Annotated in this window: 8 protein-coding genes and 1 tRNA gene; 6 read left to right on the top strand and 3 right to left on the bottom strand. The window is 62.1% G+C overall.

Translation table 11 applies throughout. The annotated features are described in order from the left end of the window. The first annotated feature begins 63 nt into the window (after window positions 1-63). Together ACZ1JY_RS14910 and ACZ1JY_RS14905 are read left to right on the top strand one after the other, a co-directional pair. Window positions 64-2346: an LPS-assembly protein LptD gene (locus ACZ1JY_RS14910; protein WP_465129819.1), complete on the top strand. Its 2283-nt coding sequence runs from the start codon at window positions 64-66 to the stop codon at window positions 2344-2346. Between the two features lie 126 nt (window positions 2347-2472). Further along, the gene (locus ACZ1JY_RS14905) at window positions 2473-3831 is read left to right on the top strand and encodes a peptidylprolyl isomerase (RefSeq protein ID WP_168902825.1); all 1359 of its coding nucleotides are present in this window, start codon (window positions 2473-2475) and stop codon (window positions 3829-3831) included. Between the two features lie 3 nt (window positions 3832-3834). Here ACZ1JY_RS14905 and ACZ1JY_RS14900 read toward each other — a convergent pair whose 3' ends face one another. Then, the gene (locus ACZ1JY_RS14900) at window positions 3835-4854 is read right to left on the bottom strand and encodes a DNA topoisomerase IB (RefSeq protein ID WP_465129818.1); all 1020 of its coding nucleotides are present in this window, start codon (window positions 4852-4854) and stop codon (window positions 3835-3837) included. Between the two features lie 89 nt (window positions 4855-4943). Here ACZ1JY_RS14900 and yghU point away from each other — a divergent pair, with 89 nt between their 5' ends. From yghU to ACZ1JY_RS14885, 3 genes are all read left to right on the top strand, one after another. Next, complete coding sequence (yghU, locus tag ACZ1JY_RS14895) at window positions 4944-5810, top strand: glutathione-dependent disulfide-bond oxidoreductase (RefSeq protein ID WP_465129817.1); 867 nt, start codon at window positions 4944-4946, stop codon at window positions 5808-5810. 90 nt (window positions 5811-5900) lie between these two features. Beyond that, window positions 5901-5975 (top strand) — tRNA-Gln (locus tag ACZ1JY_RS14890). 176 nt (window positions 5976-6151) lie between these two features. Beyond that, complete coding sequence (locus ACZ1JY_RS14885) at window positions 6152-7441, top strand: adenylosuccinate synthase (protein WP_465129816.1); 1290 nt, start codon at window positions 6152-6154, stop codon at window positions 7439-7441. Window positions 7442-7487: 46 nt separating this feature from the next. Here the strand turns inward: ACZ1JY_RS14885 and ACZ1JY_RS14880 are convergent, their stop codons facing one another. Further along, window positions 7488-10151 carry a beta strand repeat-containing protein gene (locus tag ACZ1JY_RS14880; RefSeq protein WP_465129815.1) on the bottom strand — a complete coding sequence of 888 codons (2664 nt, stop codon included), beginning with the start codon at window positions 10149-10151 and terminating at the stop codon, window positions 7488-7490. 24 nt (window positions 10152-10175) lie between these two features. Further along, window positions 10176-11387 (bottom strand): surface lipoprotein assembly modifier, encoded by a 1212-nt coding sequence (locus tag ACZ1JY_RS14875; RefSeq protein WP_465129814.1) that lies wholly within the window; start codon window positions 11385-11387, stop codon window positions 10176-10178. A gap of 334 nt (window positions 11388-11721) precedes the next feature. On the opposite strand from ACZ1JY_RS14875, the gene ACZ1JY_RS14870 reads away from it, so the two are divergent. After that, window positions 11722-12753 carry a helix-turn-helix domain-containing protein gene (locus tag ACZ1JY_RS14870; protein ID WP_240946522.1) on the top strand — a complete coding sequence of 344 codons (1032 nt, stop codon included), beginning with the start codon at window positions 11722-11724 and terminating at the stop codon, window positions 12751-12753. Window positions 12754-12805 lie beyond the last annotated feature (52 nt).

The following is a 12805-nucleotide window of genomic DNA, read 5'->3' as shown; positions in this document are numbered from 1 at the left end:
GCTGGGCGGGAAGCGGAAATTGTGGAATTGCAGTTAGGGTGCACTGGTGCGATAGGCAAGCGCATGCAACCCGCCCGGCGGCCGCAGCCGCAAGCCCTTGATCGACGCTTGCGCCTTGCGCGCTTGGCCGCTGCCTCCTCGGCACTGGCGCTATTCTCTACACTCAGTGCGCAGGCGAGCGCGCAGGAAGCGCCGCTTTCCTCGCCGGCGGGCGACGAATCCTCGGTCGACGATGTCGTTCGCTTCGAGGCGGACAAGGTCCGCTACGACAGCAACGCCGAAAAGGTCTTTGCCGACGGCAATGTCGTGCTCCGCCACGATGTGCAGACCGTCCGCGCTGATAATGTCACCTGGGATCGCACAACGGGGCAGATCCTCGCCACAGGCAACATCCGCTTCGTCGATGAGGACGGAAATACCGTCTATACCGACAAGGTGGAGCTGACTGACGAGTTCAAGGCCGGCGCAATCGAGGACCTGCTGGTCGTCCTTCGCACCGGCGGACGCCTTGCCGCAGAGCGCGGGACGCGCGACGAATACGGCAACATGACGCTCGAAAACGCTGCCTATTCGGGATGCGCGGTCGAAGACAGCAAGGGCTGCCCGAAAAAGCCGAGCTGGGAAGTCACCGCCGCTCGCGTGTACTTCGATGCCAAGCAGAAGCGCGTGAAATACAAGGGCGCCACACTGCGCATGTTCGGCGTGCCGATCCTGCCGCTGCCCGGCCTCGGCCACACGTCGGACTTCCGTGCCGAAACCGGCCTGCTGATTCCCGACTTCCGCCTAGGCGCGGCAAACGGCGCGGAAATCAGCGAGACCTGGTACTGGCGCATCGCCGACAACCGTGACCTTTCGCTGACCGGCACGTTCTACACCGGGTCGCTACCGATGTTGACGGCCAAGTACCGGCACCTCACCAACCTCGGCGCGTTCCAGGTTACCGGCTATGCGACGCGAAGCTCGCGCATTCCGCTCGGCAGCACGTCGACGGGCGCAGCCAACGCCAGCCAGCAGTCATGGCGCGGCTATCTCGACGCCAACGGCAAGCTCCAGTTCTCACCGCACTGGAGCCTGACCGGCAACGCTCGTTTCGCCTCGGACCGCACCTTCCTGCGCCGCTACGACATCAGCCGTGACGACCGTCTGCGTTCCTCGCTGAATCTCGAGCGCATTGACGACGACAGCTATCTCTCGATCGCCGGCTGGGTCACGCAGACCGTCCGCGTCAACGATCCCCAAGGCATGGTGCCCCTCGCCCTGCCGGCGATCGACTATCGCAAGCGCATGGCATTCGATGGCGTGCCGGGCCGGTTCGAACTGGAGGCCAACAGCCTGGCCATCGTCCGCACTGCGGGACAGGACAGCCAGCGCGCTTTTGCCCGCGCGCAGTGGGATCTCCGCACGATAACCGGCATGGGTCAGGAAGTGACACTCACCGGCCTCGTGCGCGGGGATGCCTATCACAGTTCAGACAATGACCTTACCACGACAGCCATCTACCGCGGCTTGCCGGGCTGGCAGACTCGCGCCATCGCCACGGCAGCCGTGGACGTGAAGTGGCCTTTCGTGGGCGAGGCATTCGGCGGCACGCAAGTGCTGACGCCGCGCCTGCAAGTCGTGGCGACTCCGGGCGTTCGCAACTTCGAAATCCCGAACGAGGATTCGCGCTCGGTCGATCTGGAAGACACCAACCTTTTCGCCCTGAACCGCTTCCCGGGTCACGACCGTATCGAAGACGGAGTGCGTTTCACTTACGGCTTCGATTGGACGTTTCAGCGTCCAGGCCTTCGCGTGATGACAACGATCGGCCAAAGTTATCGTCTGTCGAGCCAGGCGACGATCCTGCCCGACGGCACCGGGTTGACCAATCGCGCCTCGGACTATGTCGGCCGCACAACCGTCCGGTTCGGCGACGTCATCAAGTTCACGCACCGCTTCCGGCTCGACAAGGACAGCTTCGCGCTTCGCCGGAACGAGTTTGACGCGACGATAGGGAACCATCGCCGCTATATCGAGGCGGGTTATCTCAAGCTGAACCGCAACATTGCCACCGCATTCGAGGATCTGCAGGACCGCGAGGAACTGCGCATCGCTGCCCGCACGCCCATTACCAATGCGTTTTCCGTATTCGGCTCGGCAATCGTCAACCTGACGGACCGCAACGAAGACCCGACCCGCACGTCAGATGGTTTCCAGATGCTGCGGCATCGTCTTGGCGTGGCCTACACCGACGATTGCCTCGACCTCTCCTTCACATGGCGGCGTGACTATGTGAACATTGGTGACGCGGTGCGCGGCAACTCCTTCCAGATTTCCCTTTCGCTCAAGAACCTCGGGGTGAAATAGCCTCTTCTATTGCCCTTTTGCGTCTGATGCGCCACTCAGCTTGGGTTAAGCCGCCCGCGGCCAGAGAGAGATCATAGCAGAAGGCCGCCGTACGAGCGCCAGTTCGACAGGACAAATTCCAAGACCATGACGTCCAAGCTGAAGATCACCCGCAAGGCGGTTTCGCGCACGCTGGGTTCCACCGCCATGGCGCTCGGTGCGCTTTCGATCGCCGCCTCGCCGGTTCTGGCGCAGGGAGCAAATGCGCCTCTCAACATTCCGGCCAATCCGACCATGTTCGGAACGAACGATCCTAACGTCCGTCGCGCGACTGCCATCATCAATGGCGAGATCGTGACCGGCACCGACGTGGAACAGCGTCTTGCCCTGATCGTGTCGGCCAATGGCGGAAAGATCAGCGCAGAAGAAACCGAACGCCTGCGCATGCAGGTGTTGCGCAATCTGATCGACGAAACGCTTCAGATTCAGGAAGCCAAGGCTGCCGACGTACCGGCCGACGACGCGCAGGTGGAATCGACTTATGAGCGCGTGGCCACGCAGAACTTCGGCCAGTCTCCCGAAGCGATGGAAAAGTATCTTGCACGTATCGGCTCGTCTGCAGCTTCGCTCAAGCGCCAGATCCGCGGTGAAATTGCATGGCAGAACCTGCTGCGACGCAACGTGCAGCCGTTCGTCAACATCTCGGAAGGCGAAGTGCAGGAAGCCATCCAGCGCCTCCAGGCCTCGAAGGGCACCGACGAATACCGGATCGGCGAAATCTTCCTCGCCGCAACCGATGAGAACAAGGCTCAGGTCTTTGCAAACGCAGAGAAAATCGTCGAGCAACTGAAGCAGGGAGGCAGTTTCGTCGCCTATGCCCGGCAGTACTCGGAAGCTTCGACCGCTTCGGTGGGCGGCGATCTCGGCTGGATCCGCCTTGGCCAGTTGCCGACCGAGCTTGCGACGGCTGCGGGATCAATGGCTCCCGGGCAACTTGCCGGTCCTGTAGAGATCCGTGGTGGGTTCTCCATCCTCTACCTGATCGACAAGCGCCAGGTCCTTACTGCCGACCCGCGTGATGCCCTGCTGAGCCTCAAGCAGATTTCGATCGAGTTTGCCAAGGGCACCTCGAACGATCAGGCGACCAAGCGCGCCGCAGAGTTTGCTGCAACCGTGAAAGCGATCAAGGGCTGCGGCGATGCCGAAGTGCAAGCCACCAAGATCGGCGCCACTGTTGTTGCCAACGATCAGATCAAGGCACGCGATCTGCCCGCCCAGCTGCAGGATACCTTGCTGAACCTCCAGGTCGGGCAGACAACTCCTCCGTTCGGTTCGATCGACGAGGGTGTTCGTGTGCTGATGCTCTGCGGTCGCGATGATCCGCAGGTCGCCAGCGGCCCCAACTTCGACGAGATGATGGCGCAGATGGAGGACGATCGCGTGAACAAGCGTGCGCAGACCTACCTTCGCGACCTGCGGCGCGACGCTGTCATCGAATACAATTGATCTTCAACCGGCGGCTCTGATCAGTTCGGCAGCCGTCGGGCCATTTTCTAGCAGCTCCAACAGTCCTCGCTCGTGCCGCGAAAGCCATCGCGTCGCGCGCGGGAGGCGCAGTTGCTGCCGCCAATGCTCCTGTTCCTCGAGCAGGTCCAGCACAGCGGGATGAATATAGCTCTTCCGGGCGATTGCCGGGGTGTTTCCGAGGTGCTCGGAGACTTCCGCCAGCAGCGCCTTGAGCGAAACCTGATCAGCGGCCTGCGCCAGTGCTGCAAAACCAAGGACGCTGGCCCGCCACGTTCTGAAGTGCTTGGCAGTGAAGTCTTCGCCCATCACCTCGCGCAGCCAGTTGTTGACGTCTGATGAGCCCACCGGGCATGGGTGACCATCCTCGTCAAGGTACTGAAAGAGGTTCTGTCCCGGCAGATCCTGCATCTTTCTCACGAAGCGAACGAGCCCCCGATCGGTTACCTGCATTTCCCGATCCTTGCCCGATTTGGCCCGGAAGCGCAGACGCAGCACCTGCCCCTTCACCTCGGCATGGCGCATCCTCAGCGTCGTCGCGCCGAAACTGCTGTTGGCACGCACATAGGCTTCGTTGCCGATGCGTATCCCGCCGCTGTCCAGTAGCCGCACGACGCTGGCAATGCAGCGGTCGCGCGAAAGCTTGCTACGCTCCAGCTCGTCCGCCACGCGCGCTCTGACCAAGGGCAGCAGACGACCAAAGACGGCACAGCGATCGAACTTCTCGCTTTCCCGTTCAGCCCGGAAGTCAGGATGATAACGGTATTGCTTGCGTCCCTTGGCGTCGGTCCCGGTCGCGAGAATGTGACCATTCGGAGCAGGACAGTACCAGGTGTCGACATAAGCCGGAGGCAGGGCGATCGCATTGAGGCGCGCGATCTCGGCGCGGTCCGCGATACGCTTGCCTTTCGCATCGAAATAGGCCCAGCCTCTGCCGCATCGTCGCCGTGTCACGCCGGGAAGGTTATCATCGACATGCACGAGTTTTGCGGCTTTGCTCTCCATAGGTCGGCGAACGGCTGCAGCACGCTTGCAGTTCCCGCGTCACGTCGCGATATAGTATGCAATACTAACAAATTTCGAAGGAGCTCCTGATGTCAGAAGATTACGTTCCGCCAAAGGTCTGGACGTGGGACAAGGCGAATGGAGGCGCCTTCGCCAGCGTCAATCGTCCGATTGCAGGCCCGACAAGCGAGCGTGACCTGCCGATCGGCAAGCACCCCTTTCAGGTCTATTCGCTCGGCACACCCAACGGGCAGAAAGCCACCATCATGCTGGAAGAACTCCTCCATATGGGCTTCTCCGAAGCGGAATACGACGCTTGGCTGATCAAGATCTTCGATGGTGACCAGTTCACGACGGGCTTTGTCGACATCAACCCGAACTCCAAGATTCCTGCGATGGTCGACCGGTCCGGACCGGAACCTTTCCGGGTTTTCGAATCGGGTGCGATCCTCATGCACCTGGCTGAGAAGTTTGGCGTCCTCTTGCCGACATCCGGTCAGGCGCGTGCCGAATGCCTGTCCTGGCTCTTCTGGCAGGTCGGCTCGGCGCCCTTCATCGGGGGAGGCTTCGGCCACTTCTACAACTATGCGCCAATCAAGATAGAATACGCCATCGATCGCTATGCGATGGAGACCAAACGCCTGTTCGACGTCGCCAATCGCCAGCTTGCCAAGACCCGCTATCTCGCCGGTGACGATTACACCATCGCCGATCTCGCCACCTACACCTGGTTCGGCAACATCTACCGGGGCGAGGCCTATGGCGAAGCTGCAACCTTCCTGTCCATGCACGAATATGAGCACGTGGGACGTTGGGTCGCAGAAATCGACGCACGCCCCGGCGTTCTGCGTGGGCGGCTGGTAAACTCGCAAAAGGGCATTGCGGAACGCCACGATGCCAGCGACTTCGACGCCCTCCCCCCTGAAAAACTGCAGAGCATCGTCAAGGGCTTCTGACGAAACAGAAGCGGGTGGGCGGACCTTCCGCTCACCCGCTTCAAGCCCTCTTGGCATATGGCCTGACCGCGCTATAAGCGCGCCTCCTGTTGGGGCGTCGCCAAGTGGTAAGGCACCGGTTTTTGGTACCGGCATTCGCAGGTTCGAATCCTGCCGCCCCAGCCAGGACAATACCTCCCATCTCGGCAAAGACGCTTGCAGCGCGCTTGACTTTGGGTGGCCTATGCCACTAGGGCGCGCACCGAAATCCGGGGTCTTGCCCCGCTCATCCATCCCGTTTCGCCGAGTCCTGTCGAAGGGCGTCTTGAGGATCCACCCGGGCAGGGTGGAGGAGTGTATCCATGGCCAATGTAACCGTTATCGGCGCCCAGTGGGGCGACGAAGGCAAAGGCAAGATCGTTGACTGGCTGGCCAGCCGCGCCGATGCCGTGGTCCGCTTCCAGGGCGGGCACAACGCCGGCCATACCCTCGTCGTCGGCGAACAGGTCTACAAGCTCTCGCTTCTGCCGTCGGGCATTGTCACCGGGACGCTCTCGATCATCGGCAATGGCGTGGTCCTCGATCCGTGGGCGCTGAAGGCGGAGATCGAGAAGCTGACCGCGCAGGGCGTGGAAATCAACGCCGAAAACTTTGCCATTGCCGACAATTGCCCCCTGATTCTCCCCTTGCACCGCGACCTTGATGGCCTGCGCGAACAGGCTGCCGGCTCGGGCAAGATCGGCACCACGGGCCGCGGCATCGGCCCTGCCTATGAAGACAAGGTCGGCCGCCGCGCCATCCGCGTGTGCGACCTTGCCCATCTCGATGCGCTCGATGCCCAGCTCGATCGCCTCTGCGCACACCACGACGCGCTTCGTGCAGGCTTTGGCCAGCCGCCAGTCGATCGTGCCGCGCTGATCGCCGAGCTGCGCGAGATCGCACCCTACGTCTTGCAGTTCGCCCAGCCGGTGTGGAAGCGCCTTAATACTGTCCGCAAGGCTGGCGCGCGCATCCTGTTCGAAGGCGCGCAGGGCGTTCTGCTCGACGTTGACCACGGCACTTATCCGTTCGTCACCTCGTCCAACACAGTGTCCGGCACTGCAGCATCCGGCTCGGGTCTTGGTCCATCGCAGACCGGTTTCGTGCTCGGCATCGTCAAGGCCTATACCACCCGCGTCGGCTCCGGCCCCTTCCCCACCGAACTGGAAGACGAAGTCGGCCAGCGCCTTGGCGAGCGCGGCCACGAATTCGGCACTGTCACGGGGCGCAAGCGCCGCTGCGGCTGGTTTGACGCCGTGCTGGTCCGCCAGTCCTGCGCCATCTCGGGCGTGACCGGGATCGCGCTGACCAAGCTCGATGTGCTCGACGGTTTCGATAAGGTGAAGATCTGCACCGGCTACCGCCTGCGCGGAAAGGTGCTCGACTACTTCCCGGCCCACGCCGCCGACCAGGCCGAAGTCGAGCCGATCTACGAGGAAATGGACGGCTGGAGCGGCACCACCGCCGGTGCGCGTTCGTGGGCAGACCTGCCTGCGCAGGCGATCAAGTACATCCAGCGGGTGCAGGAACTGATCGAAACGCCGGTGGCCCTCGTCAGCACCAGCCCGGAGCGCGAGGACACGATCCTCGTGCGCGATCCTTTCGTCGATTAAACAGCTGCAGCCTCACCGTCCGGGCGGATGGTGAGGCTGCAATGAGTCAGTTCTTCTTGCCGACGGTCACACCCGAATAGATCGATTGCTGTCCGCCCAGCGGATTCAGCTGCAGGAGGAACGACCCGCCCCATTCGGCAGCATTGGCGCCAAAGAACATTCCGTTGAGGAAGCTGGTGCTGAGCACATCGGTGCCGGTTCCACTCAGGGTGAACGTGTTGCCAACGCCGCAACCTGAGCAATTGCCTGCAAGCGATCCACTGTAAGTGAAGTTGCCGAGGCTCGACGTGGCATTGTTGCCGACATCGGTCGCCGTCAGCGCAAGGACGGCACTACCGGTGCCTGCGGCGAAGTCCGCCGTGAAGGTGCTGGTCCCCGAAAGCGAAGCCTCGCGCTGCGTGGCACCGTTCCGGCCATAGCCATAGACCACCCCGGAATAGCTTGCCGAGCCTGTCCGCGGGATCTGGAAGCTTGGCGTCAGCCCGCCGAACGGCACATAGTAGTGCGTCGCCACCTGACGTCCGTCTACCGTGTCGGTGCGCACCACTTCGGCAAAACTGGTGTAAGTCAGAGCGATGGAGGGATTACCACTACCGAACTTGAACACCCGCGCGGTGTAGTCGGCGCCGCGATAGACATCGAAGGTGCTGGTGCTTTCCGCCGCCTTGTAATCCGCCGCTGCCAGCGTCTGCGACAACTGCACGGCATTTCCGAAGTTCGTGCCGGTCGTCTTCGACGTGAGGACATAAGACTTGTTCGTCGGATTGTAGGTAACCTCGACATTGGTATCGAGCAGCGCCTGCTCTGCCGGGCTGAGACCATCGACGACATAGTACTGCGAATCGTTGCCTGTCAGAACCGTCGTCGTCGTGAGGCCGGCAAGTCCGCTTTGGGAAGCAGTGCCGTCCGATCCGCGCCCGCCTGCAAGCGTCGCTGCCATCACGGCACCGCCGGTGCTGCTCGCCTGAACAACCGCTCCGACCTGCTCCGCGGCAGGTCCGAAGAATTTGCCTGACAACGTCCCGTTGTAATCGGTCGCGCCATCAAACGCGATGCTGCCGTTGAAGGCATTTGCGCTGGAAGAGAGCGTCGCATTGCCGCTCCAGTTGCCTGCATCCGCTTGCGTGCCGGGCCAGGCTCCGCCGGTTGCCGGAATGCCATTGCCGATCGTGTAGGCCCCGATTGTCGAGATCGCGCCGGTCTGGAAATTGACGTTGACGCTACCGGTCCCGTTCACACCCTGAATCTTCGCGCCATTGGCCATCAGCCCCCCGTTGAGGGCCACATTGAAGGCCGCCGATCCCGTGCGCGGCGTTGCGGCGTTCGTCGTGGCAAAGCCATAGACGAAGGCGTCGATCTGACCGAGGCTCGAACGGCGATCGGTCAGGATGCCAGCGCGCAAATAGTCGCTGCTGGTGTAGAAATCATAAGCCAGGCTGGTGTTCGACGCCTTCGTCGGCTGCCACATGATCCGGCCATCGCTGCCGTAGAACACCAATGGCGCGCCGTTTGCGCCTTGATGAACAGAGGCAATCCCGTTCCCTGCCGCAACTGACGAAAGATTGCCCGCCCCGTCCAGAGTGCCTTTTGCAGACGCGCTCAAGGGCTGGTAGAACTGGTCTGTCGCCGGACTGTCGAGGCTGGTCGAGGTATTGACCGGTGTCGTGCCCCGAGCGCCGTAGATCACGCCGGTCGCTGCGACGTCCGAGTTGGGGTTCTGCGAGAAAGCCGCCCCAACCTCGTCGGCATTGGGCCCGAAGAAAGCCCCGTGCAACTCACCGGTTCCGGCGCTGCCCAGGGTCAACTGCCCAAGAAAACTGTTTGCGCTCTTGGAAAGCAGCGCAAAGGCGTTCCAGTTATAGCCCCGCGCGGTAATGTTGGTCTGGACGTCGGTCTCGTCATAGAAACCGCTTCCGGCAATGCCACCCGACAGGAAATCGACAGAAAGCTTGCCTGTCCCCCCGAGCGCATAAATGTTCGTGCTGAACGTCCGCGCGCCCAGCAGCTTTACATCGAAGCTGGCCGCGCCTGTCCTCGGCAGCGACCCATTCGGCGTCTGCACCCCATAGGCGAAGGAAGAAATGCGCCCATCGATCGTGGTGCTCCCATTGACCTGGCGCTGCCATATCCCTGCGCCCACATAGCGTGTCTGGCCGGCGGCGGTCCCCGTCGTGGTCAACGAAAGGAACTCGGTCGTGTTGCCCGATACGAACTTGTAGGTCGTGATCGCGCTGTTCGATTGCGTTGCGTCGATGTCGCCCGGTCCGAAAGTGCGGCTGCGGGTGCCATCCGAGACAGTCCACGAACGATTGGTGGCATTGTAGGAAACGGTGAGTGCCAAGGCTGAAGCCGACGTGCTGACCGCCGCGCCATTTGTCGGGACGCTTACAGTTCCGACGGACGCGACATTCTTGAAGCTCTCGCTCACAAGCGGCGCTACCAGGCTCGTATTTGCCGTCGGTGTCGGTGTCGGTGTCGGTGTGGGCGTCGGTGTTGGTGTAGGCGTCGGTGTGGGGGTTGGTGTTGGCGTCGGAGTGGGCGTAGGCGTGGGCGTGGGCGTAGGCGTGGGCGTGGGCGTGGGCGTGGGCGTGGGCGTGGGAACCGGCGTAGGTGTGCTGCTGACGCCATTGCCGCCACCGCCGCACGCAGCCAGCATCAGTGCAATGGTCAAGGCAGAAGCTGTCGCAGCCCTGCGGTTATGTCTGGTCATTGCCCTCTCCCCTTGTTGCTTACGCTAGAATGCTGACGTGAGGCCAAGTTCAGCCGCGCGCCGGTCGAAATCGAATATGCCGACCGTCGAAGTGTTGCGCTCAACCCTGAGGCGCAAAAACGGTGCAATGCCCTTCCACTGCAGGGCGCGGAATATTGCCGAGAGCCCGAGGCTGAAACGGTCATCCACGCGCTTCTTCGGGTAGAGGAACAGGCGCTCGTCGGCCTCCAGGTGCGAGTAGCCCCCGTCAACCACGACTGTCGTCCTGCCAAGCTCCCTGAACAAATACGCTGATGTGCCGCCGGTCCAGTCAGACCAACCAGCATCGCGGGCCGACGTGCGGCTTGCCCGCAACTGCATCCCGCCCCCAAAACGCGCACTGAAGGCCCGATCGATCCCGAAAGTGCCGGCGTAGATCGTCGAATCCTGCAGATCGTTGCGCAGATTATCTAGACGCGAGACTGCCGCCTCGGCACGCAATTGCGATCGTTTGCCCAAAGGATGCTGGAACACCGCTGTGCCGCCCCAGCCCTGACTGAACGCCGCTTGGCCGTACCAGCGCCAGGACGGGCCTCCTGAGAAAGTAATCCGGTCCGCACCAGACTGGAACTCTGGCCCGAACTGTACGGCCAGCGCATAATCGTCGAACTGTCCGGAGCGATAAAAGTCACCACTGCCCGATAGTCGCGCCAGCAGACGCGATCTGGCGCCGAGCGGCAAGCGCAGATACCCCTGCGCGCGCGCCGCAAGCCCCAAGCCGGATTTGGCCTTGGCATCATCGCTCAGGGTGAAGTCGCCGATAACAGTGCCGAGGGTGTCTGCTCTGGTTGCGCGATTGATGTTGCTGTCTGGCGCAAGCGCAAGCTCCAGACTGCCGCCAAGGGGTTTTGCAGCAGCAAGCGCTGCAGCATAGAAACGCACGGCCCGCTCGACATCGGCCGGAAGCTGGCCACTCGCCTGTGCAGCTCGCATTTCACGCTCGGCAGCGCCCAGTCGCCCCATCATCGCGTCCATGCGGGCAAGTTCCAGTCGCACCCGCGCTGCGTCCGGCTTTTCATCGAGGATGCGACGCAGTTCTACTGCCGCATCGCGCGTTCGCTTCATCTGGTCGGCAAGCATCATCGCCAGACGAAACCTGGCTTCGCTCCGCAGTTCGATATCGGGATTGCCTGCCAGGGCGCGATAGGCCGTTTCGGCCGTGACATAATCGCCGGCATCGCGAGCCGAATCAGCCAACTGGAAAAGTTGGGCCGCTGTCAACTGCAAGCTCTGCGTCGATTCGTCCTGCTTGGTATTTTCACCAGCTGTTTCAACGAGAAACGGCTGGGCCTGCACTAGTTGCGCTGGAACATCCGAAATGGAGGCAATTGGTGGTAGGAACACCGGCCCGGTATCGCGAACAAATCCTCTCATATCAAGCCTCGAAAACGCGGGGATTCCTCAGACTCCGGGGACGCCTCACCTCGATGTCCGTCAAGCTCCATCCAAAATCGAGATAAATGATCTTGACCTGATCCACGTATGTTCCACTCATGTTCACACTTAGGGCAAGTACTGAGGGAACATTGCAATGACGCTGGTCCAAGCATCTGCACCGAACCGTGCCGCCACCGATCTTGACGCCCCTCCTTTCGCCGACGGGGACGTTGCGTGGCTTAGCCCATCCACGCCGCTTGCCGTGTCGATCTTTGCCGATCGCAGTTATCTTCGCATGGAAATGGCCGAAGATGCATCGGCGGCCGGGTTGCGGGTCTGCGGCACGGGTGAGCTCGCGCAACTTGTCAATTCGCGTGCAGAGCAGACCTTGGCTGATCTCATACTGGTCGATTGCCCCCTCCTCGAAGGTGCCGACATTGCAGCACTTGTCTCGCTGGATGAACGGGCGGCCCGCACCGGCAGCCAACTGATAGTTTCGACAAGCGTAGGGGCACTGGATGATGTCTTCGGCTGCCTCGATCAGTCCGGCGCGCAGATACTGGTCAATCCCTCTCGGTCGGACCGGGTCATCGCGCTCGGCCACATCCTCGCCTCTCCTGCGCTCGCAGCCAAGGGAGGGCGCGTTCGCGAATTGTCGGACACCGATCGGATGTCCTTGCTTCGCTTGACCCAGCAAGTCAGCGAAATCGCCAATCGCCTGGAAACGCTGTCGGGTTCGTCGGCAGGAACCGATCACGTCCACGCCTCGGCCTTCGCATTCGATGCCACCGGAGAGCGGGACTGCGGCGGCATGCGGCTCGGGCGAGGCGCTCGCCCCTCGCTGCCTGACCCTCGCCTTGTCCGCAAGATCATACGCCAGCGCCAGCTGCGCGCCCGCTTCTTCGAGGGCGATCTCTTCGCTGACCCGGCCTGGGACATGCTACTCGATCTCACAGCGGCGCGGGCAGAGCATAAAAGAGTGTCTGTCACGTCTCTGTGCATTGCATCGGGCGTTCCGCCGACAACGGCGCTGCGGTGGATCGGCCAGTTGACCGAGGCCGAGCTTCTTTGCCGGGCCGAAGACGCCACGGATCGTCGCCGTGCATTCATCGCCCTTTCCGACAAGGCGGCAGATGCAATGGCGCACTACTTCGCGGAAATCGAGGCTGCCGTGCCATCGCTCTGACCGCCATCGTCAAAACTTTCGGCTACGCTGGAAGTCGTAAGGCCATGGGCTC

The organism is Novosphingobium sp. BL-A-41-Hi4B-X5A (assembly GCF_055521705.1).
Note: the sequence above shows the minus strand (reverse complement) of the source record. Positions and strands in the feature narration are given on the sequence as shown.

Excerpts from the sequence above, each read along its gene's own strand:
- ACZ1JY_RS14880 (WP_465129815.1), bottom strand. The coding sequence starts at position 10,151 with ATGACCAGACATAACCGCAGGGCTGCGACAGCTTCTGCCTTGACCATT.
- ACZ1JY_RS14905 (WP_168902825.1), top strand. The coding sequence starts at position 2,473 with ATGACGTCCAAGCTGAAGATCACCCGCAAGGCGGTTTCGCGCACGCTG.
- ACZ1JY_RS14910 (WP_465129819.1), top strand. The coding sequence starts at position 64 with ATGCAACCCGCCCGGCGGCCGCAGCCGCAAGCCCTTGATCGACGCTTG.
- ACZ1JY_RS14870 (WP_240946522.1), top strand. The coding sequence starts at position 11,722 with ATGACGCTGGTCCAAGCATCTGCACCGAACCGTGCCGCCACCGATCTT.
- ACZ1JY_RS14885 (WP_465129816.1), top strand. The coding sequence starts at position 6,152 with ATGGCCAATGTAACCGTTATCGGCGCCCAGTGGGGCGACGAAGGCAAA.
- yghU (WP_465129817.1), top strand. The coding sequence starts at position 4,944 with ATGTCAGAAGATTACGTTCCGCCAAAGGTCTGGACGTGGGACAAGGCG.
- ACZ1JY_RS14900 (WP_465129818.1), bottom strand. The coding sequence starts at position 4,854 with ATGGAGAGCAAAGCCGCAAAACTCGTGCATGTCGATGATAACCTTCCC.